The organism is Methylobacter sp. Wu1 (assembly GCF_036553575.1).
Lineage (GTDB): Bacteria > Pseudomonadota > Gammaproteobacteria > Methylococcales > Methylomonadaceae > Methylobacter.
This window is the reverse complement of the sequence record NZ_JAZHOC010000050.1, coordinates 50,338-70,530: the sequence shown is the minus strand read 5'-3', so window position 1 is coordinate 70,530 and position 20,193 is coordinate 50,338. Positions and strand designations below refer to the sequence as shown.

37 protein-coding genes are annotated in these 20,193 nt (G+C 42.7%); 18 read left to right on the top strand and 19 right to left on the bottom strand.

The window, feature by feature from the left end; all coding sequences use genetic code 11:
* Window positions 1–55: 55 nt before the first annotated feature.
* The 19 genes from V2P20_RS09280 to V2P20_RS09190 form a co-directional block, all read right to left on the bottom strand.
* Window positions 56–310, bottom strand: a complete 255-nt coding sequence (locus V2P20_RS09280) for a hypothetical protein (protein WP_331817925.1) — start codon at window positions 308–310, stop codon at window positions 56–58.
* Between the two features lie 17 nt (window positions 311–327).
* The gene (locus V2P20_RS09275) at window positions 328–522 is read right to left on the bottom strand and encodes an AlpA family phage regulatory protein (RefSeq protein ID WP_331817924.1); all 195 of its coding nucleotides are present in this window, start codon (window positions 520–522) and stop codon (window positions 328–330) included.
* Window positions 519–1,346 carry a site-specific integrase gene (locus V2P20_RS09270; RefSeq protein ID WP_331817923.1) on the bottom strand — a complete coding sequence of 276 codons (828 nt, stop codon included), beginning with the start codon at window positions 1,344–1,346 and terminating at the stop codon, window positions 519–521. Before V2P20_RS09270 ends, V2P20_RS09275 begins: the two co-directional genes overlap by 4 nt.
* A gap of 65 nt (window positions 1,347–1,411) precedes the next feature.
* On the bottom strand, window positions 1,412–1,750 hold the full coding sequence (locus V2P20_RS09265; protein ID WP_331817922.1) for a helix-turn-helix domain-containing protein: 339 nt from the start codon (window positions 1,748–1,750) through the stop codon (window positions 1,412–1,414).
* Window positions 1,751–2,037: 287 nt separating this feature from the next.
* On the bottom strand, window positions 2,038–2,226 hold the full coding sequence (locus V2P20_RS09260) for a hypothetical protein (RefSeq protein ID WP_331817921.1): 189 nt from the start codon (window positions 2,224–2,226) through the stop codon (window positions 2,038–2,040).
* A 200-nt stretch (window positions 2,227–2,426) separates the two neighbouring features.
* Window positions 2,427–2,861: a nucleoside triphosphate pyrophosphohydrolase family protein gene (locus tag V2P20_RS09255; protein ID WP_331817920.1), complete on the bottom strand. Its 435-nt coding sequence runs from the start codon at window positions 2,859–2,861 to the stop codon at window positions 2,427–2,429.
* A complete protein-coding gene (locus V2P20_RS09250) occupies window positions 2,858–3,271 on the bottom strand; it encodes a hypothetical protein (protein ID WP_331817919.1) in 414 nt (137 codons plus the stop codon). Before V2P20_RS09250 ends, V2P20_RS09255 begins: the two co-directional genes overlap by 4 nt.
* A gap of 66 nt (window positions 3,272–3,337) precedes the next feature.
* Entirely contained in the window at window positions 3,338–3,757 is a 420-nt protein-coding gene (locus V2P20_RS09245) for a single-stranded DNA-binding protein (RefSeq protein WP_331817918.1), read from the bottom strand.
* Window positions 3,754–4,299 carry a DUF1071 domain-containing protein gene (locus V2P20_RS09240; RefSeq protein ID WP_331817917.1) on the bottom strand — a complete coding sequence of 182 codons (546 nt, stop codon included), beginning with the start codon at window positions 4,297–4,299 and terminating at the stop codon, window positions 3,754–3,756. Before V2P20_RS09240 ends, V2P20_RS09245 begins: the two co-directional genes overlap by 4 nt.
* A gap of 167 nt (window positions 4,300–4,466) precedes the next feature.
* The gene (locus tag V2P20_RS09235) at window positions 4,467–4,631 is read right to left on the bottom strand and encodes a hypothetical protein (protein ID WP_331817916.1); all 165 of its coding nucleotides are present in this window, start codon (window positions 4,629–4,631) and stop codon (window positions 4,467–4,469) included.
* Window positions 4,628–4,858: a hypothetical protein gene (locus tag V2P20_RS09230; RefSeq protein ID WP_331817915.1), complete on the bottom strand. Its 231-nt coding sequence runs from the start codon at window positions 4,856–4,858 to the stop codon at window positions 4,628–4,630. Before V2P20_RS09230 ends, V2P20_RS09235 begins: the two co-directional genes overlap by 4 nt.
* A 3-nt stretch (window positions 4,859–4,861) precedes the next feature.
* Window positions 4,862–5,077, bottom strand: coding sequence for a hypothetical protein (locus V2P20_RS09225; protein WP_331817914.1), 216 nt, complete (start codon window positions 5,075–5,077; stop codon window positions 4,862–4,864).
* An 8-nt stretch (window positions 5,078–5,085) separates the two neighbouring features.
* Entirely contained in the window at window positions 5,086–5,304 is a 219-nt protein-coding gene (locus tag V2P20_RS09220; protein ID WP_331817913.1) for a hypothetical protein, read from the bottom strand.
* A 558-nt stretch (window positions 5,305–5,862) separates the two neighbouring features.
* A complete protein-coding gene (locus V2P20_RS09215) occupies window positions 5,863–6,603 on the bottom strand; it encodes a pentapeptide repeat-containing protein (protein ID WP_331817912.1) in 741 nt (246 codons plus the stop codon).
* Window positions 6,604–6,691: 88 nt separating this feature from the next.
* Window positions 6,692–6,880 (bottom strand): hypothetical protein, encoded by a 189-nt coding sequence (locus V2P20_RS09210; RefSeq protein ID WP_331817911.1) that lies wholly within the window; start codon window positions 6,878–6,880, stop codon window positions 6,692–6,694.
* The gene (locus V2P20_RS09205; protein ID WP_331817910.1) at window positions 6,868–7,164 is read right to left on the bottom strand and encodes a hypothetical protein; all 297 of its coding nucleotides are present in this window, start codon (window positions 7,162–7,164) and stop codon (window positions 6,868–6,870) included. Before V2P20_RS09205 ends, V2P20_RS09210 begins: the two co-directional genes overlap by 13 nt.
* A gap of 172 nt (window positions 7,165–7,336) precedes the next feature.
* Window positions 7,337–7,642 carry a hypothetical protein gene (locus tag V2P20_RS09200; RefSeq protein WP_331817909.1) on the bottom strand — a complete coding sequence of 102 codons (306 nt, stop codon included), beginning with the start codon at window positions 7,640–7,642 and terminating at the stop codon, window positions 7,337–7,339.
* A 288-nt stretch (window positions 7,643–7,930) separates the two neighbouring features.
* Window positions 7,931–8,152 (bottom strand): hypothetical protein, encoded by a 222-nt coding sequence (locus V2P20_RS09195; protein WP_331817908.1) that lies wholly within the window; start codon window positions 8,150–8,152, stop codon window positions 7,931–7,933.
* Between the two features lie 72 nt (window positions 8,153–8,224).
* Window positions 8,225–8,791: a helix-turn-helix transcriptional regulator gene (locus V2P20_RS09190; RefSeq protein WP_331817907.1), complete on the bottom strand. Its 567-nt coding sequence runs from the start codon at window positions 8,789–8,791 to the stop codon at window positions 8,225–8,227.
* Between the two features lie 31 nt (window positions 8,792–8,822).
* Here V2P20_RS09190 and V2P20_RS09185 point away from each other — a divergent pair, with 31 nt between their 5' ends.
* The 18 genes from V2P20_RS09185 (at window position 8,823) to V2P20_RS09100 (ending at window position 20,182) form a co-directional block, all read left to right on the top strand.
* Window positions 8,823–9,020: a hypothetical protein gene (locus V2P20_RS09185; protein WP_331817906.1), complete on the top strand. Its 198-nt coding sequence runs from the start codon at window positions 8,823–8,825 to the stop codon at window positions 9,018–9,020.
* A gap of 186 nt (window positions 9,021–9,206) precedes the next feature.
* Entirely contained in the window at window positions 9,207–9,455 is a 249-nt protein-coding gene (locus V2P20_RS09180; protein ID WP_331817905.1) for a LuxR C-terminal-related transcriptional regulator, read from the top strand.
* A gap of 153 nt (window positions 9,456–9,608) precedes the next feature.
* Window positions 9,609–9,734: a hypothetical protein gene (locus V2P20_RS09175; protein ID WP_331817904.1), complete on the top strand. Its 126-nt coding sequence runs from the start codon at window positions 9,609–9,611 to the stop codon at window positions 9,732–9,734.
* A 214-nt stretch (window positions 9,735–9,948) separates the two neighbouring features.
* Window positions 9,949–10,104 carry a hypothetical protein gene (locus tag V2P20_RS09170; RefSeq protein WP_331817903.1) on the top strand — a complete coding sequence of 52 codons (156 nt, stop codon included), beginning with the start codon at window positions 9,949–9,951 and terminating at the stop codon, window positions 10,102–10,104.
* A 420-nt stretch (window positions 10,105–10,524) separates the two neighbouring features.
* Window positions 10,525–11,007 (top strand): HNH endonuclease, encoded by a 483-nt coding sequence (locus V2P20_RS09165; protein WP_331817902.1) that lies wholly within the window; start codon window positions 10,525–10,527, stop codon window positions 11,005–11,007.
* Window positions 11,004–11,666, top strand: a complete 663-nt coding sequence (locus V2P20_RS09160; protein WP_331817901.1) for a helix-turn-helix domain-containing protein — start codon at window positions 11,004–11,006, stop codon at window positions 11,664–11,666. Before V2P20_RS09165 ends, V2P20_RS09160 begins: the two co-directional genes overlap by 4 nt.
* Window positions 11,666–12,946: a DnaB-like helicase C-terminal domain-containing protein gene (locus tag V2P20_RS09155; protein WP_331817900.1), complete on the top strand. Its 1,281-nt coding sequence runs from the start codon at window positions 11,666–11,668 to the stop codon at window positions 12,944–12,946. The genes V2P20_RS09160 and V2P20_RS09155 overlap by 1 nt, the downstream gene beginning before the upstream one ends.
* Window positions 12,943–13,293, top strand: a complete 351-nt coding sequence (locus V2P20_RS09150; RefSeq protein WP_331817899.1) for a DUF1064 domain-containing protein — start codon at window positions 12,943–12,945, stop codon at window positions 13,291–13,293. Before V2P20_RS09155 ends, V2P20_RS09150 begins: the two co-directional genes overlap by 4 nt.
* A 1-nt stretch (window position 13,294) precedes the next feature.
* Window positions 13,295–13,609 carry a DUF3310 domain-containing protein gene (locus V2P20_RS09145; RefSeq protein ID WP_331817898.1) on the top strand — a complete coding sequence of 105 codons (315 nt, stop codon included), beginning with the start codon at window positions 13,295–13,297 and terminating at the stop codon, window positions 13,607–13,609.
* 186 nt (window positions 13,610–13,795) lie between these two features.
* Window positions 13,796–14,002: a hypothetical protein gene (locus V2P20_RS09140; protein WP_331817897.1), complete on the top strand. Its 207-nt coding sequence runs from the start codon at window positions 13,796–13,798 to the stop codon at window positions 14,000–14,002.
* A 334-nt stretch (window positions 14,003–14,336) separates the two neighbouring features.
* Entirely contained in the window at window positions 14,337–14,861 is a 525-nt protein-coding gene (locus V2P20_RS09135; protein WP_331817896.1) for a glycosyl hydrolase 108 family protein, read from the top strand.
* Window positions 14,862–14,962: 101 nt separating this feature from the next.
* Entirely contained in the window at window positions 14,963–15,208 is a 246-nt protein-coding gene (locus V2P20_RS09130; RefSeq protein ID WP_331817895.1) for a hypothetical protein, read from the top strand.
* A gap of 187 nt (window positions 15,209–15,395) precedes the next feature.
* Window positions 15,396–15,671, top strand: coding sequence for a hypothetical protein (locus V2P20_RS09125; RefSeq protein WP_331817894.1), 276 nt, complete (start codon window positions 15,396–15,398; stop codon window positions 15,669–15,671).
* Window positions 15,672–15,686: 15 nt separating this feature from the next.
* On the top strand, window positions 15,687–15,929 hold the full coding sequence (locus tag V2P20_RS09120) for a hypothetical protein (protein ID WP_331817893.1): 243 nt from the start codon (window positions 15,687–15,689) through the stop codon (window positions 15,927–15,929).
* 189 nt (window positions 15,930–16,118) lie between these two features.
* Window positions 16,119–16,511: a hypothetical protein gene (locus tag V2P20_RS09115; protein WP_331817892.1), complete on the top strand. Its 393-nt coding sequence runs from the start codon at window positions 16,119–16,121 to the stop codon at window positions 16,509–16,511.
* Between the two features lie 64 nt (window positions 16,512–16,575).
* The gene (locus V2P20_RS09110) at window positions 16,576–17,820 is read left to right on the top strand and encodes a PBSX family phage terminase large subunit (protein ID WP_331817980.1); all 1,245 of its coding nucleotides are present in this window, start codon (window positions 16,576–16,578) and stop codon (window positions 17,818–17,820) included.
* 15 nt (window positions 17,821–17,835) lie between these two features.
* Entirely contained in the window at window positions 17,836–18,060 is a 225-nt protein-coding gene (locus tag V2P20_RS09105; protein WP_331817891.1) for a hypothetical protein, read from the top strand.
* A gap of 124 nt (window positions 18,061–18,184) precedes the next feature.
* Entirely contained in the window at window positions 18,185–20,182 is a 1,998-nt protein-coding gene (locus V2P20_RS09100; protein ID WP_331817890.1) for a portal protein, read from the top strand.
* The last annotated feature ends 11 nt before the right edge of the window (window positions 20,183–20,193 follow it).

Genomic DNA, 20,193 nt, shown 5'->3' with positions numbered 1-20,193 from the left:
ATCCAATGCAGTCATTCAGTTATTGTGTAGTAAATTTGGCACAATCACTGGAAAATTATTTTCTCTTGTTTTCTGCTGCTGAGTATGCAGCAGCAACTATGCCACGAGAAATTTCTCCGCACATTTCCGCCAAAATAGATGGGAACCAATCTTCGTGCCAACGGTTTTTTGTAGGCATAATCACACTATTGATTGCGTGTTTCACTGATTCAGCAATATCGAAGTCAGATTCATTAATTTTATCAATCAACGCATCTGCGACACGTTTACTATCTTCTTGTGTCAACATTGTTAATGTTTTATCACTCATATTTCACCTATATAAATTCATTTACAGTTTGTTAATGTTGAAAAAATAGCATCGAGCGTAGCCCGATCCCATCCAATCACTCTAGCTGATAATCTTTTAGGAGCTGGTAGCGTTCCATTCTTCATCCAATTAAATACAGTTCCACGGCTAATACCATAGATATTTTGGAAGTCGCTTGGCCTAATAAAATGTTTTGCCATCTCTTTCATCATTCATTCCTCACAATCTTTAATTTATTATTACTGTTCAACTTCGTATTCCCGGCATAATCAGCAAGATGATCTGCTGACAGGTGGCTATACCTAAATACCATACTCATATCAGACCATCCACCTAACTCTTTCAGCACATGTAGCGGCGTACCGTTTTGAATGTGCCACGATGCCCAGCAGTGTCTTAAATCATGCCATCTAAAATTATCTATGCCAGCTCTAGCTAACGCTTTCTTCCAGGCATGAGAACCGGCTTTTTTAATCGGCTTGCCTTCGAATGTGAATACAAATTCACTGTTCTTTCCCATCTGCTGCCTTACAACAAGTAAAGCCTCGTCATTCAAAGGCACTGGAATAGATTTTTTCCCTTTCGCTTCATCGGCATGAACCCAAGCGCATTTTCTGCGCATATCAATCTGCGACCATTGCAAGCCGGTCACATTGCTTTCTCTAAGTCCTGTTGCCAATGTAAACTTAATCATGGCTTTCAGGTGATCAGGGCATTCTCTAATCAGCCTTTCTGCTTCTGCATGAGTTAGCCAGCGAACTCGAGTAGACTGTTCTGGTAGCATCCTGAACCCGGGAACGCTATCTATCCATTCCCAATCTTTCCATGCTCTATTTAATATCGTTCGGAGCAGGGCAAGGTTACGGTTTACTGTGCAATTGCTTGAGGTCTGCTGTTTATCTTCCGTGATACGATTGATTAACGCCTTATCAATCTGATCTAGCGTTTTATCGTGCAGATATTGATGCAACCAGCGTAATCTAACCTTATCGGTCTCTATGCTCTTTTTATGTGCTGACTCTTTTAGAAATCGCACTACGGCATCCTGCCATGTGCGCTTAGGTTTCCGCTTTAGTTTATTTGCGGCCCACGCTTCGGCCTTTAGCTTGTCGTGGAGTTCTTGCGCTGCTTTCCTGTCTGAAGTCCCAGAAGATCGCTGTATTCTCTGTCCTGCTGAGTCTGTGAACTGGATATACCACGTTTCCCCGCGCTTGTAGATCGACATTTTTTCATACCTCCGTCAATAACTCTTATAGTTTTAATTGGTTCAGTATGAGAATTATGTCGCCCAGAAATCCAGTCGGCAAGGTGTTCTTTTACAAATACCCATCGAGCACCGGCTTTGCGTCCTGGTACTTTATTTTCTGCGGCTAATCGCCTAAGCCCTTCTTTGCTCATGTGCAGAAACTCAGCCGCTTCTTCAATTGTTAGTGTTTGCATTATTCCTGCTCCTTGATGCCGTGAGCGGCTTTCTTACTGTTGCTGGGTTAATCTCTGAGTGAACATGGCGTTGTGATCCTGTGTGTTTTGTGAATCCTGTCATTATTCAACCTCAATCCATATTTTATTTTGCTGATCACGCCTAACAGCCGATGTGCATAGATACAGTTTCGCGCATAATTCATTGCCTCTGCCTGCACATCCAGCACACGGACCTTCATTACTGTCATTATCAACAGCAATGTACTTTTTGCCATCAGCGTAGCATTCGTTTTCGTTTCTGTCGGTCATGGCTCTCCCCACGTATTCATAATAGTATCCACAATCTTATATCTACTCGGCTTAACTTTAGCTTCGCGCAGATAAGCCGAAATAGCATTGCCTGTTTCCGTAAGCTGACGGCACTCTATCGTGTGCATGATTTCGCCGTCTTTTGCGTAGAATAAAATCTGGTGTGTGCCTGGTTGTGTTTTCATTGCTTAACCGTCCAGCGAGTTAAATACTCGTCTATCAATCGAATACGATACAGGACTTGAATGCTCATCATTAATGTTACATGACTCAATTAGCAAAAATGCCTTTCTCTTTGCATCCTGTATGCTTTCTGCGTAGTCATCAAAATCTTTCAGGCGCTTACCGTATCGATTGTAGTAATTGATTTTATAGTCGCCGGTTCTCATTCTGCCGCCTGTGCTTTCTTGATAGCATCATGAATGACTTTCAGCTTATCTGCCGCTTTCCATCCTTCAGGCTTCAATACCTTGCCCTGCTCGTTTTTAATCACCTTGCCGCCTACGCATTTACGCATATTTGCGGCATGGATCTCGTTGAACATTTCCATAAACGGCAGTCCTAAATAGTTCATCAGGCCCATGGTGACATAGACTAGATCAACAGCTTCGGCGCATACTTCTGATATATTTTTTAATGAATCCTCATCTTCACAGTAAACAAATTTCCATATTGCTTGATGCAACTCCGCACTTTCTTCTACGATAAGCGCTTTCCATAGCGGAAAATCACTTTCATATGAGGGCTGTATAGGAGTTTCATGCCTTAACTGACCACAAGCATCCATGAACTCAGCCTGCAATTGTTGAATGTTTTTCATGCTGCTTCTTCCTCGCTAACGCTAACTCTGATTGTTTCAGCCTGATTATCTCTTGCCATGCGGACAACGTGTTTTTTTACAATCTGTTTGTACTGTGGCGAAAAATCACCGCGCAGAAACCGAACTTCTAACGAATCATTAACAACAGGCGTTTCAGTTCTACGTCCTTTTTTGCGCTGCTGATATTCGTATATATACGCATTGAAAGCAGTTCTAAGCTCTGCCAGAACATCACGATCTTTACCAAAGACGATGATTTCATCTCGGCGATACATATTTGTATGGCCCCATCCGCGCTTTGTAACGACTTTAGGCGCACCTTCAAGTTGTCCAAACATGCGTTTGAATAGCCTAAAATGCTTTCCTCCGATAAGGATTTGGCAGGCTTCTAGTGTTGATACTAGTTCCATAATTCCCCCAAAAAGCCCCACATAAGCAGGGCTATTGTTAAGTTAATTTAACGTAAGTTATTGATTCTAAAATGGAATATCGTCATCGTATGAGTCCCCGAAATTATCAGTACTCCCCTTTGCCACCTCAGGCTTATCGTGCCTCTGCTGTGTGCTTTGCTGATCGTTTTCACGCTTGCCGCCGACAAGATCAAGAATATTGGCGTTAAGATCAAGATTGGTTATTGTCGTACCGTCTTTTGCTTGATACTCACGCTGTCTCAGTTCGCCTGAGCAGAATACTTGCTGACCTTTCTTAAGGTAATTCTGCAACTGTCCTTCGGCGCGCTTGCCCCATAAAGCAACAGTGATCCACATTGTTTGCTGCTTATCGCCATAACCAATATTGCAGGCCACAGCAACATTTAATACTGCTTGTCCAGACGGAAGATAACGGACTTCGGCATCTCTGCCGCAAGTGCCAGTAAAACTAAAAACGTTGCTCATGCTGCTTGTTCCTGTGTTAATTGCTGTTTTCTTTCGCTTGCCTTAGATTTCAATTTCAATTGCAAAGGCTTTGGTATTTGTGACCAGTTGTAATTTAGCTCTTCAACTGAATTCGAGCTTTCTATCAATGCCACGCACTCTTGCTCAGTAAGCTCTTTCTGCTCTGGCAAGTCCTCGCCGGCATAGATGTATAAACCAAGCCCATGCAGGGCGATCGCTTTAACCAGACAACGCTGAATTGATGTATTGATTTGAAAGCTGTTAGGCTGCGCTATGGGCTTATTGTTATTGTCCAATACCGGATGAAGCTGAGACTTCTTGATGCCTCTTACCATAACTTCAACCTCAACAAAGAAACCGCATTCAGTTTTAAGATACGGCAAGCCATCAAACCGCAACACTTCCCAGCTTGCCTCTGGATCGATTTTGTTAAGCTCAGCTATCGCATAAGTCCATGACAAATAGCTGAACTTTCCTTTTTTCTCCACATGCTTGCTAACGTCAAGCGCATAGAGCTGTTGAAAATAATTTTCTTTATTCATAATCTTCACTTAAAATTGTGGTTGTGATGATTGAATTTGCTATTTAGCATATTGATCGCCAAAGCCGCGCAAATATGCTGAGAATTTATTTGTCGGTTTCTTACCTAGACGCGCGTCACGAACGCCAATTCTGTAGAGTGCGCGTCTAACTTCCATTCTGTATCGTTTCATGCTGCCTCCAATACTTCTGCCTTCTTAACAGGTTTTCTCCAACCTAAGTTTCTAGCCCGTTTAAACGCTTCCGCTTCTGCATCTGATTTATTAGCTGCTAAAACCGTCTCTTCGTAATCAAAATCGCCTTTGAAGTGCAGGATTACTCTGTACTTTTTCATAAATGAAAACCTCCAATCATTTGCAAGAAATTACCAACCAGTGACACAAACAGAGCCACAACAGCAATAACAAAATAGCCTTGAGTCCTATGTAGCTCTTTCTCTGTTTCGTTTGCAGTTGAAGCGAAATCTAATTCAGCCTTGAGTTTGTCTTTCTCTTCCTGATCAATTCTCGCCATGTGTGCAGCAATACGGTCTGTTAATGAAAATTCGTCTATAAATGCCATGATTTACTCCTGATAATCCAGCCACTCTTTTTGCGGCTCTTGTTTATATTTCGCTACAGCAGCCTTAAGTCTTTCGGCTTTCTCAATAGCCAGTTTTGTTCTTTTAATATCCAAATCTTCCGCTTGCTTTTCTAACCATGAAGGGAACTCTTCACGGGTAACGTAATTAGGGAAGATTGATTGCATTTTGGCTCTATAAGCCAGTTCTCGTTCGGTCATAAAACCTCCTAGCAAGTAAATCCGCCAATAAACAAGCGATTATCTATCTGCCATCTAATCTCTTTAAGAGCTACATATCTTCCAAATGCAGCAGAAAGATGATGATTTTCCTTGCTCTTTATTCCTTCCATTGTTGTTTCTTCGCTAAATCCATAAGCTTTTTCAAACCATGCAATCCTTCTGACAAGCTCTTCCTTAATTGCTGTTTTTGTTAATTTTTCAGTCATAAAACCTCCTGAATTGATAATTGATGACTCTTCGTCTGTGTTATTGATCTCCGCCACCGCTCCAGCAGTAGCGCATGAAGTTTGAAATGAAGAGTCATCAATGAATGCGACTAGGACTAGCGTTAATACTTTCTAAGCTGCCTGTGCGGCAGTGAACCCACGCCGCTAATCACATTCATTGATGATTCTGTTTGATGGCATGAACTCTGATTGTGCAATAACCACATTGCCAGAATTTGCGCTTAACTCGTCCGATACTTGCGCGTATATCGGCTAAAGCCTTTTTTCGGAGCTTTAGGACTCCGGTTCATGCCACCAAAAAAACGATCTAAACAACGTCTAAATCGTTTTGTTCGTAGCGATAGTCTTTCCTATCAGTAAAACGCAGCAATCAGCAAGCGCAGTCAGGGAAAGTACACAAAGTGAAAAAACCTGCTGCTCTTGATATAGTCCTTGCCAACTCTGTATTCTCGGCTATTATGCGAGAGATCCGATAGCGCAACAGTATTTATGCGTATACTGTCAAGACGATGGTAAATCCAACCAAAGGCGGTGAATTTATGCAGCTTCCGATTTAACTTCTTCAGCATGTTTCTGATGATGCTTAGCTAGCGTCAGGATGATTGCCTTATTCTCTTTCCAGAACTTAAGTGCATTACCGGACATTTCTGATATACGCTCATCACTAAATGTTTCCCAATCAGTAGTGCTGTGCATTTGGCATCCGATTTTTATATGGGCATCGAAAATTAAAACCGGCCAGTATTTTCCAAGAAGTTGGAGCAATCCGTTTTTTAGCGTTGCTATTCCGTAAGTTGCACGGTCCAGATTCGCACGGTCCAGATTCGCACCGGACAGATTCACACCGTCCAGATTCGCACCGGACAGATTCGCACCGTCCAGATTCGCACGGTCCAGATTCGCACGGTCCAGATTCGCACCGGACAGATTCGCACCGTCCAGATTCGCACCGGCCAGATACGCCCCGTACAGATTCGCACCGTACAGATTCGCACGGGACAGATTCGCACCGGCCAGATTCGCACCGTACAGATTCGCACCGGACAGATTCGCCCCGTACAGATTCGCACCGTCCAGATTCGCACCGCACAGATTCGCACCGGACAGATTCGCACGGGACAGATTCGCACCGGCCAGATTCGCACCGGACAGATTCGCACCGGACAGATTCGCACGGGCTTTAACAGCCAATTCAATAGTTATTTTTATCGAATTATTTTCCTGCTCATGGCTAAAAATAACCTCACCAGACCATCTATTTTTTATTTCAATTCTCATACAATCCTCGTTGTTTATTTGTGAATAAATTAATCTAACGGATGAACTCATTCAAAAAGAAGCGCCCGATTAAAGGCGCTATTTATTTTTAACCGTAACCGTAACCGTCACCGGAACCTGAACCTGAACCGGAACCTGAACCGGAACCTGAACCGTAACCTGAACCGTAACCTTCACCGTAACCTTCACCGTCACCGTAACCTGAACCGTAACCTGAACCGTAACCTGAACCGTAACCGTAACCTGAACCGCAGTCTTTATCTTTTACTGCTTCCATACTGGCACACTCGCAATGCTTTCTCGTGCAGCATCAGTGCAGTCGAGAATTTCAATTGCTTCAGTCAACTCGACGCGATCAACTTCGCAAGGGAATTTGCAATCATTTGGTCTTTTAACGCCTTCCATTGCCAACTGGCTCAAACTGCTTGCGCCAGACCAGTACCAGAGTCTGCGGGCGTTTGTCATAACCACTTCTTTCCCGTTTCTGCTTTCAATCGTTCCAGCAAAAACGCCTGCCGAATAAGTTCTAACAATTACATAGCGTTTGTTTTGATCTGGCATTTCATTTCCTCTCTGTTGTTAATGGTTTTTCAAAAACTCTCTATCGAAAGCGTTTGAAAAAAGAGCCGCCAGTTAAGGCGGCAGAGTTGGTTTTTTAGGAAGTAATCATGGCGATTACCCGATAAACACTAGCAATGCCTATTGGTGTAATCGGCTCATCCTTGAGCGTTATTTACCTGCAAATACTAGCAAGTGCTTTTAATACGCTTCGTTCGTGTTCGTTTCTAGCTTGTCTAGCCATGTATTCAAAACTAGGATTGAAGTAAGCTTCTGGCTTGCGTCCGCTCTTAGCCATATGCCCAATCTCTCCTCTCTTAACCGCTTCATTCAGGGCTTTACGGACTTGCATCGGTAAGCGTCCGGTTACAAGCTGAACACGAGCCATTTTTACTTTCTCAACATTTGCTTGATCTGCTGTTATTTCTCCGCGCTCCAATAGGTCTTGGAGATGTTCACGTTGATTTTGGGTAAACTTCATATCTGTTATTCCATTGTTATTAAGAAATTGTCGACTCTGTTTTCACCCACCTGAGCCTGGGGCGGTAATCTAATGCCACGGTTATAGGCCAATACCCGAATTGCCGTACTTGAGTACTCTCAAGATTTCCTGATTGTGAAAGAGCTGAAACGGTGTTTTGTTTCGTTGGATAAAATAATACGCAAACGTATCAAACAAGTCAAATTTTTTTAATACTAAAACGTATTTATTTTTATTCAGGCATAAAAAAACCCGCAGTTTATGCGGGTTTTCTATTGGATTGGTTGGTTATTTTTTATCAATGAACGCACCTGTAACCGTAACATATGCGCCATCTTTACATTTCATAACTGTTGCTGATCCGCCAGTTATAGTTATTTCAATGCCGTCGATGTTGATATTTACCTGAGCCGGCACAAATCTTTGCTTGCGCCTGTCTTTTTCGGTCCGTCTATCATTAAATACTTTGTCTAAATCCGTTAGGTCATATATTTCATTATTGTCTTTCACACAGAATTCTACTAATTGATACAGCTTGTTGTAATCTATCGCTGACATTTTTATACAGGATTAAAGAAAACATTATAGCTGATCCTCAGTTTTTTTCTTGTTTTTGAGCGCTTTGTCTCGTAAAAGTTTTTCAATTAATGCTATGTCTGGGTAGTTAAACCTAGCCATCAGGTCAAACGCTTCCCAGAATAAAGCGCGTCTGCTTTCCTCTGTATCGGGATATAAATCATCTGTAATCAAATGCTTACACATAATTATCACGCTTATCCAGTAAGATTCTACCTCTGATTTTGTCAGTTCTTTGATTTTTGGCAGTGAATTCAATATTTCTGCCGCTTTGTTGTTATTTTGATCTTTACTGCCTGGTATTGGTTCAAGTCCTCTTAGTTGTGACTCGGTTAATCCAATGGCCCTGGCTATCTTTTCAACGTTTTTTGTCCTCAAGTCATCATGTTTACCTTTTAAAAATCGATGAATAGTCGGTTGCGGAACACCAGATCTGTACTCAAGATCGTAGGCGTTCCATCCCCTTCTGTTAAGTTCTTTCTGAAGTGTGTCGCGTAATTTATTCATAGTCCGTTCAGCATACGCCAACGTATCAACGCTATCAAAGACGGTTTCGTATTTAGTGTTTTGCATTTGATACGATTTCGTATTAGAATCCATCCCCATGAACATTAAAGAACTCCTTAATAAATTAAACCAGATTGGAATGACTGATAAAGCGATAGGCGCAGAGATTGGCGTTGATCGCAATACGGTTTGCAGGCTGAGGCATGGGCGGCATAAATCCACTTCATTTGAGCGTGGTTTGAAGATTTACGAGCTTGCCAAGCAGAAGCTGCCAGAACACGTTTTAAACGCTTAACCATTTTCACCGTTCTGGCATACGGCGTTGCTGTATGTATGCTCATTGTCTCTACTTCCTCTGACTAGCCCGGGCTTTGACCCGGGTGTTTTTTCAACGTGAGGACAGTATGAAGCAACAAAAACAATTAAAACAGTCGGAAATTACCTATATAGGGATTTCACATTACAAAGAGGAAATAACGAAATGAAAATAAAAGCAAAATTAGTTAATAACGAAGTTTTAACGGCCAGGGAAGGCGAAGTGCTTGAACTGATTTGCTCGGCAAAAAATGACAAAACCATAGCCAGAATGCTTGGCATATCAGCAAAAATGGTTGAGGCCCATTCATCACGCATCTATGAAAAGCTAAATGTACGAAATGCAGAAACCAATGCTCGTTGCGCGGCTATTAGTGCATCAGTAGCTCGCGGCATCGTAAGAATATCAATTTAATAATTATGGGGATTAGTGAATGGAGTTAGTGAATGCAGTACATGGACTATTAAAAAATATGGCTCTGTATGCGTGGTCGTTTCCTGATCGGTGGATAAGGATCGCTAACGCGCATATAGATAAGAAATTCAACGAACTTTGGGACTTTATCTCATGAACATAGTGGCAGCGGTAGCAATCGGCGTTGGTTCTATTTTTGTTCTCCTTGCTTGCGTATGGGCTTTAGTTGCCGGCGCAGATGATGACGACACATATGATGATTTTGATCCTTACGAATGATTGCCTGCTGCCGCTATTGCCGGCTATTTGAACGTGACCGTCTAGGCGACGGATTTGGAGTCGGTAAATGCGGCCCTTATGAACAATACAAAGCTAAAAACCCGAGCGAATCACAACTAAGACTAGCTCGAATAAAACTCGGAAATGAACCAGATAATGATTTGTTCTGGGGTGGCGATGGGTTGAGAGATTGCGAGAAATTTGAGGAACGGAAATGAATAGAAAATCAAGAAAAAAAGTAGTCAGAAAACTTAGAAACTACTTAGGGCTGATAAGAATACCTGCGGCAACAGAGAAAAGCATTGAAAAAGTATGCAGACAAGCTGCTGAAGAATGCGCTTCCTTGACCGAGGCGAACAGAAATGTGTAAACGCACCATAACCGCAGCAGATCGCCGCATTAGAGCTAAATTGCTTAACCCTGGTAAACGACAGAACAACCAAATGTCTCGAAACTTCGTGATTTCCCCAGCGGCAACACTAGGCGAAAAAATGGAGCATGACAGACTGGCTCAGGTTTTTAGCAGATTGAAATAACAAAAAAGCCCGGTACGACTGCGACATCATTACCGGGCTTTCCAATACAACGAGGACTTAATTATGTCACCAAATACAAATATGTCAAATTCCGATAGAGCAATAGCTAACCTAAAGTACGCGCTTGACTGCGTTTACAGAGGGAAATTATTACAAGCCCGCTCAGCAATAAGTACGGCTCTATCTTTGCTAAAAATGCAAGATTCATCATCCGTAGATGATGAGGTTTTGCGCCTTATATCTGGTAAATAACAATGGCTAACGCCTGGTTTCGCATGTATCACGAATTCGCTACAGATCCAAAAGTACAAATGCTTTCAGAGGTCGAGCAGCGGCGTTATGTCATGATCCTTTGCATTCGCCTAAATAATGATAAGGCAATTTTATTGGAAGAAATGGCGTTTTACTTAAGGGTAGATTCGAATTCGTTAGAAAAAACAAAACAATCATTAGTTGAAAATGAACTGATAACTGATGATTGGTTTCCAGTTAAACCTTTAGAAACTACAGACGAAAGACTTCCTTGGAATATATGGAAAGAAACAAGGGAGCGCATATTTGCTAGAGATAATTACACATGCCAATACTGCGGAAGCACTAATGTAGACCTTCAATGTGATCATATTTTGCCTTTAGCAAAAGGCGGCTCAAATGAAGACGATAACCTTGTTGCTGCTTGCGTTGTTTGCAATAGAGACAAAAGCGACAAACTACTAAGCGAATGGAGTAGGCAATGAGCTTAGATGCAACAAGATGGGCCTGGGAGCAATCGCTCAAGCCTTCTCAAAAATTGTTGTTGTTGTCTTTGGCGGATCGGGCCAGCGAAACAAATGAATGCTACCCGTCTGTATCAAGACTTGAAAAAGATACTTGCCTTGATAGGAAAACGATCATGAAGAACATCCAAGAATTAGAATCATTAGGACTTATTTCTGTTCGTCGCAGAGTTGGTGCAGGAAATTATTATAAGCTAATTGGCGTTAAAAATAGACATTCTGAAGAGCCAAAAACCAGTCCCAAAAACGGTACTGGTACCAAAAACGGGACCAGCCCCAAAAACGGGACTACCCAGTCCCAAAAACGGGACGGGTACCAGTCCCAAAAACGGGACACTAATCTACCAATAGAACCTAACAATAATCTATCAATAGGAAAATCAGGTTTTGTTAAACCTTCTGTATCTGAAATTCAGGCTTACATAGATGAAAAACAATACTCGATAAATGCAGAGTATTTTTTCAATCACTATGAAGCTAACGGATGGATGAGAGGAAAGACGAAAATAAAATCCTGGAAAGCTTGCCTTGCAACATGGAGTTTGAATAACAACGCAAACGGTCAACCAAGAGGATTTAGACAGCAACCAGCACAGCAAGCACAAAGGAAGGTGATCTGATGGCTATCCGTGATGACATAGAAAACCTGGAAGATGTAATAACCAGTGTTTTATTAAATCATCCTGAGTTAGTTCTAACAGAACCATTAGACCTAACGTTATTTGACCGCAGAAAGGCTGTTATTCACGCGATTGTGAAATTATCAGGCCGTGGCATTACTCCTGACATTTTTACCGTCTCAGACGAGCTAAACGATCAATCAATGGTTGCTACTCTTGGGCATCTGCAAAAGGATGTTTTTGGGTCTGCTAAGAATTACGCTCATTACCTGAAATCATTACGCGACAAAGTTACAGACGTTCGAATGTATCAGCGTCTGCGTGATGGAATGAAAGCGATTGCAGACGGAACACCAGCGGCAAACGTGTTAGGCGAGATCGTAACGGAATCAATGCGCCTGTTTACCACAGCAGAGCATAGGCAGTATTCGTTCACGGCTAAGGAAATGATGAAAATCATGGTTGAAAAGCTGGAGAACACACTAGATAGAAGTGAAGAACCGGACGGAATCAAAACCGGCATACCTAAAGTTGATTACATCTTAGGCACTCTGCATCCGTCTGACCTGTGCATTGTAGGAGCAAGACCGGCAGTCGGAAAAACAGCCTTTGGTGTATCAGTTGCGCTTAATGTCGCTCTTGCTAAAAAACGAGTCGGCATAATTTCAACAGAAATGAGCGTTGACCAAATATCCTTTCGGTTCTCTGCTCAGATGGCACGGATTGACGCCAAAAAATACCGTACAGCCGGTTTTGATGAATTGGAATGGTCCAGGGTGGCTGCATCAACAAAAACGCTATCTGAGCTTGATATTCGAGTCTGCGATAAAACCGTGATGAAAGTTTCTGATGTCATGCTCCAATGCAGAGCCTGGGCAATGGATGGCGGTCTTGATCTGGTTATTGTTGATTACCTTACCAGGGTAAAAGCAGATAACGCCACAGGAAACCAGAATTTAGACGTTGGAGAGATTGCAACGCAGATGAAAAACCTTGCGCGTGATCTGAAAATACCTGTGATTGTCCTGGCGCAGCTCAACAGAGGAAATGCTAACCGTGGCGATCAGATACCACGAATGAGCGATTTAAGAGACTCAGGAATTATCGAGCAGGAAGCAGACAGTATTCTGCTACTGCACAGAGAAGAAGATGATGACGGGCATCAGAAAAACTTAATCATTGTTGACAAGAATAGGCATGGGGAAACTATGGTAGCAGCAGTTGAATTCGACGGCCCGACAATGCGCTGGTGGAGTGATGAAGTGAGGGATGAGCAATGAGAGCAACTAAATACAAAAACCGTAAAACGCTCTATGACGGAATAGAGTTCGATAGCAGCAAGGAGGCTAGCTATTACCAGACTCTGAAATGGCGAGAAGAAGCAGGAGAGATAGATAACCTACAGACTCAGGTTAAATATACGCTAATTCCTGCTCAGAAACGTCGTAGCGATGCGAAAACGGAAAAGCAATGCGGTTATGTGGCCGACTTCGTTTTTCACGACATAGCGCAAAATAAAACAATTGTGGTTGATGTGAAATCAGCCATGACTAGAAAACTACCGGCATACATCATCAAGCGGAAATTAATGCTGATGGTGCATGGGATTGAGATTCAGGAGATTTGAAGTGAACAGATGGGATAACGACGAAATAGAAGCGCAAGACTGCGCGAAACAGGATGAATTAATACTTCCAGGTGGGGGAATTGTAAACGTGGCTGAAATCGAAGAAAAAGGGGCTTTAAGCACACAAGTAGGTGGCGATCATTACTCACGGCTAAAAATTCAGCCGGCGCAATATACTCATGCTAATGATATTGGACATATGGCTGGCGATGCTATTGCGTATATAACCCGGTATAAGTTCAAGAATGGCCGGCAGGATTTAGAGAAGGCTATTCATAGTCTGCAATTGCTGATTCAGATGGAGTATGACGAATGACAAGCATTAATAAACTAGCTGAGTACAGAATTAACAGGTTTGGTACAGATCGCAGAAAAGCTTTTAAAAGCGCAAAGTTTGTCAGGAAAAGATACAACAAATACAAGAATTATTTTTTGGGTTATAAATGAGCATTAGAAACTAAGGATGGTTATGATGTTGCTTGCTTAGGCTGGCGGAGATTGAATGATGAATGAAATCAGCGACTACGAGAGAGATGTCAACTGGCTAAACAACTACGCCATACAGCACAGAATAACGCTATCTGATGACGATATAGAAGCGATTGCGGAAAAGATATGCTGGCTAGTGGCTGATGGAATAAACGAGGCTGACGCACGATTGTCGGCGACATTAAGTTATTTGGAAATGAAGAGGAGAAAAGCGGCGTGAAACCACATATTAAAAAAATCAGCGGGTTTTGGCAATGTGCAGATGATGCAGGTTTTGCTGGGTACGGAAATTCTCCATTATCAGCATATGCGAATTGGGAAAGGCAGGCGAGAGCGTAACAAATGATCAAATGCGGCCCAATTAACCTATTCTCTCTGTTCTCATGGTCATCAGTACTGGAGCGCAGAGAACTAGCAGAGATCGAGAAAGAACGCGATCTGCTAGAGATTGGAGTATATGAAATAATATCAGCTCAACGAAGTGCGGAGCGGTTGAGAGAGTCGATTAGGCAAAAAGAGTTTATTTATTTTTGTAGAAACGGGAGTTATCCAGAATGAGCAAAACAGTAGACGAAATGATAAGCGACATAATCAGGCGTGAGGGGGGGTATTCTAATAACAAAAATGATCACGGTTCTTATACAAAATTTGGGGTGACACTAAAAACACTTAATTCATGGCGTGGTAAGGAATGCAGTCAAGAAGACGTTAAGGCCCTGACAAAACAGGAAGCAGCAGAGATATACAAGGCTGAATATTTTTATAAGCCGAAAATAGACAAACTTCCACAATCATTGCAGCCTGTTGTGTTTGATATGGCTGTAAATATGGGGCCAAAGCAAGCGATTAAGACGCTGCAATTTGTTCTGTTTCAAAATACTGAAAACTCAGACGGTTTTATTGGCGGTGTTACCATAAAAAAAGCGCGTGATGTTTTAGAGTTGATTGGTGCCAGAATGTTAATTCTTCAAATAATAGAAGCGCGAATCAAATACTATCGCGGCATCGTTAAGCGCGATCCATCGCAAGCCGTGTTCCTAGCTGGTTGGGAGAATCGGGCAAGGGAATTTCTGGCTTAAATCATTTATTATCATTTGATAAAAGTATTGCGTAATTCATTCTAATGTGAAATACTATGTTCACGGTTTCGGATTCCCAGGAACAAATTAGGAGAATAAAAATGAAAAAATTATCAGAAAAATTAAATTTCTCAACGAACGCGCATCATCCTGATCATGCAATCAAATTGCACAACAGAAACAGAGATATAGGTTATTACTATGACAATCTTTGTCTTTACTGTGCAAACAATAATATCGATCCAAAGCAATACGAAAATCAATTTATGTCTGCCGCCGAGGTGATGGCTGATTACGGCACTAATGATTTATCAATAGATCATTATTATTTTTGGATTGATAAATAAAAATAGGCGACATCGCCAGAGAAAGAAAAGGATCAAGAAGAGAATACAAGATCATCAACATCAAAGATGATTACTATGTATCGCTTGAAGCCACCAACCCAGAAACGCCTGATATGTTTAAAACAACTGGAATAACAAAAGCGTTATTTAGTTATGATTTTGAAATTATTGAATCGGGAGAATAAAAATGCCATACCTGAATTTAACTGACGCAGAAAAAATACAGGCTCCACACGTAGGATCTGAATCAGCCATTTTGACTATTGCCGAAGATTCCTGTGACGGGGAATTCGATGCCTACATAAAGTGGCTGGAAAACAACTTTCCTGAATTAGAGCTTAATCCATTGAGCAACACATCTGGCGGTAGTTCTTTAATTATTGACGATGAAAGCGCAGGCAATGGAGATTTAAACTGGTACTGGGAGTCTTTTTGCAACTCTCATGTAAGCGCAGTAATTTAAACAAGGATAATAACAATGAAACCATCAAGCATCAAAGCAACATCACATTCTGTAGGCGATTGGAACGGCCAAGAAGAATTAGCGGCCTCAAACATAAACCGCATTTACGATGCTATTTATGCAGCAGTAGACGATGACTACGATACCGACAAGCTGGCACAAATCATTCATGACGTATGGGATGATTACGGCAGCGACGAAAAACTGTTGACGATAACTGATAATGAAATTGAAGGATATGTCGAAAGAGTTATCTGAACCCAAAAAACGAGGCGGAGCCAGGGAAGGCGCAGGACGCAAACCAAAAGCGGATAAAAAGCAGACGATAACGATTAGACTACCGCCAGATATCATTGAGAGGCTTCCAAAGCGAAAGGCGGCTGATGAAATTGAACGGGCATTGAGGATGATGTGGGGAATAAATGAATATTGATAAGGGCGGAGACGATGGCACTAACACCTAAACAAGAAGCGTTTGCTCAGGCTGTCGCAAGTGGCAAATCACAAGCTGATGCTTATCGTAGTGCGTACAGTACGAACAATATGAAGCCAGAAACAGTGCAGAATAACGCATATATTCTCATGCAAAACAGCGATGTTTCAGCGAGGGTGGAAGAGTTGCGTGCAGAAGTCGCTCAATTGCACTTATGGACTCGCGAGGATTCGATTAGAGCGTTAAAAGGAGTTTTGTCTGCTCCTGATAAGGCATCAGACATTACATCGGCTGTAAAAGAGCTTAACGCGATGCATGGATTCAATGCGCCGATTAAGCAAGAGATAAACGGCAGCGTTGAACACACCATATCGAAAGTAGAAAGGGTGATAGTTAAGCCAAAATAATCAATGAAAACTTTAAGCATACAAACAGCAGAGGTATTCTCCCCGTTATTGCAGCCAAGTAGGTATAAAGCTGCATACGGGGGCCGAACGAGGAAGCGGCAAAAGCCGCTTCTTTGGGGGAATGTTGATAGACGATCACTTGCGGAACCCAGGCATGAGGTCGGTTTGTATTCGTGAGGTTCAGAAGTCACTAAAAGAGTCCGCAAAGCGCCTGCTTGAGGATTGCTTGCAAGAGTATGGATTAGGCGAACTGCAAGGCTTTAAAGTTCTAAACGATGTTATCAAGACGCCTGGGGATGGAATTATCATATTCCAAGGTATGCAAGATCACACAGCAGACTCTATTAAGTCGTTAGAGGGTTTCGATAGGGCATGGGTTGAAGAAGCTCAAACACTGTCGGCAACATCATTGCGGATGCTTCGCCCAACAATAAGAAAGCCCGGTTCAGAAATATGGTTTAGCTTTAACCCAAGACGCAAAACAGATCCGGTTGATATGTTCCTGCGAGGAGAAGAACCGCCTACTGGCGCAGTCGTTGTTCGTGCTAACTGGTCTGATAATCCTTGGTTCCCTGCCGAATTGGAGAATGAACGATTGGACGATTTACGCATGAATCCAGATCAATATGATCACGTATGGGAGGGCGATTATGTCACTGTGTCATCTGGCGCATATTTCGCCAAACACTTAGCCATGGCAAGACAAGAGCACAGAATAGGCCATGTTGCAGCAGATCCGCTTATGACATATAGAGCATTCTGTGATATTGGTGGAACCGGAGCAAAGGCTGACGCATTCTCCATGTGGATCGTGCAGTTTGTTGGCAAAGAGATTAGATGGCTTGATTATTATGAAGCTATTGGGCAACCATTAGCAGAGCATGTTGCTTGGTTGAATGGAAATGGTTATAGCAAAGCAAAGATATATCTGCCTCATGACGGTGTAAATCATGACAAAGTTTTTGACGTAACTTATGAGTCAGAGTTTCGTAGAGCTGGCTTTGATGTGACGGTGATCAAGAACCAAGGATCAGGAGCAGCAACTCAGCGTATAGAGGCAATGAGACGCATATTCGCTCAATGCTGGTTCAATGAGCCTAAGTGTAAAGGCGGATTGGATGCGTTAGGCTGGTATCATGAGAAGCGAGACGAGAACAGGGGTATAGGATTAGGACCGGATCATGATTGGTCATCACATTGTTGTGACGCGGCAGGGATGGCTGCTATCGTTGCAGAAGATATTTTTGATGAACAGAACCGCAAGAAACCGCATAAAAATGTTTATGGTGGCGGCGGATGGATGGGTTGAGAGGAATTTATGTCAATGAACAGACTTTTTATTTACGACCCAGAAACAAATACTGCTGTTTGTATTGCTAAAGGATACTCAACCGGATGGAGTACATCAGGAGATAGCGAATATATGAATGAGTTTTATGAGCTAATTGAGGAATATCCAGTCTCATTATCTGCTGATAATCCAACAAGGCTTGTGTTGCATACCGAGGAGACACTTCCAAAGTGTGAACGAATCATATTCCCTAAATAATTACGAAATATCGTATTAGTAAAGAAAAATATTTACATTTGCTAATATATGTTATGATATATCGTAACATCAGCTTAGGCTGATTTTGTAACGTCGTGATGACGTAACTTTCCTTCCAGGACTTATGGCCGATAGTGACATTCTTAAAGACGCGCTAGAAGCGTTCAAGTTAGCAGCAGAAGCGGAAAAGGAAAACCGCGATGCCGCTTTGTCCGACCTGAAATTTGCACGACTGGCTGAGCAATGGCCGGAGAATGTGCGTCAGCAAAGAGAGCAAGAAGGACGGCCATGCCTTACTATCAACCGTCTACCGGCTTTTATTCGTCAAGTCGTCAATGACTCCAGGCAGAATAAGCCGTCTATTAAAATCCATCCAGCCGACTCAGAAGCTGATCCAGAAACAGCAGAGATTATCAACGGATTAATCCGCAATATCGAGTACACATCCAATGCTGATGTTGCCTATGACACGGCGTTAGAGTCAGCAGTAACTATGGGTTTCGGTTATTGGCGTGTAAACGTCGATTATGCGCACGACGATAGTTTTGATAAAGATATTGTCATCGAGACTATTGCTAATCCATTCTCGGTCTATGGTGATCCAGAAAGCACAAAGGCTGATTCAAGTGATTGGATGAGGGCTTTTGTCGTCAATACGATGCCTAAGCATCAGTTCAAGGCTAAATATAAAGGGGCTAATGATCGTAAAGGCTGGGACGAAGCCTATCAGGATCTTCCTGCCCCTTGGATGGAGAACGAATTTGTTCAAGTTGCTGAATACTGGACTCGTGATGAGGTTCCTAAAGTAATCGTTCAGCTATCTAACGGCATGATCCTGGATGCCGAGAAGTATAAAGCCAATCAAGATACATTCGACACGTTAGGACTGGTTGTCACTGGTGACAGACAGGCGCGCAGTTACAAAGTAATGCAGCGCATTATGTCGGGTGCTGAAATACTTGAGAATAATGATTGGGCCGGACGTTATATTCCGATTATTCCTGTCTATGGCGAAGAGATCAATGTTGAAGGTAAACGCGTATTGCGCTCGTTAGTGCGTGATGCTAAAGACCCTCAGCGCATGTTTAATTACTGGCGCACAACATCAACAGAACTAGTCGCATTAGCGCCTAAAGCGCCTTATATCGGGCCAAAGGGTTCATTTAACACTGATGCCGCTAAATGGCAGACAGCCAATACAAAATCATGGCCGTATATCGAGTTTGATGGCGGTATACCTCCGCAAAGACAGCCGTTTGATGGTGTCCCGGCTGGCGCATTGCAGGAAGCCCTGAACGCATCTGATGATATGAAGGCAATCATAGGCATTTATGATGCTGGCATGGGTGCTAGATCAAATGAGACAAGCGGCAAGGCTATCATGGCACGTCAGCGTGAATCAGATACCAGTACGTTCCATTTCATCGACAACCTAAACCGCTCTATTCGTCATACAGGCCGCATTCTGATCGACCTGATACCGCACGTTTATAACGGTGATCGCATTATTCGCGTATTGGGTGGTGATGATGGCAAACAGCCGCAGAATGTACGCATTGGGCAGCAATCACAATTGGAAGAAGGCGCAGAGCGTATCTACGACCTGTCAGCAGGCAAGTATGATTTAACCGTCAGCACTGGTCCATCGTTCACGACTCGCAGAGAAGAAGCAGCCAATCAGATGATTGAGCTATTACGCGCATTTCCGCAAGCCGCTCCGTTCATTGGCGATATGCTGGCTAAAAATCTTGATTGGCCTGGCGCTGATGAGATCTCCAAACGCCTGAAAATCATGCTGCCGCCACAGTTGCAGAACGAAGATGGCCCTACTCCGCAAGAAATGCAGATGCAGCATACTATAGAGCAAGGCAAACAGATGTTGCAACAGATGCAAGCGCGTATTGCTGAATTGGAGCAGGATAAATCACTTGAAGTGCGAAAACTCGATATTGACGCATACAAAGCTGAATCAGACCGTGTTAAAGCCGTTTCTGCTGGTATGACACCAGAAACCATACAGACGTTGGTGGTGCAGACAATTATGCAGGTTCTGCAATCGCCGGACATATTACCGAATCAACAACCAGCGGCAAGCCAAGGCCCCGCTAATTTAAACCAATAGATTATTGAGAA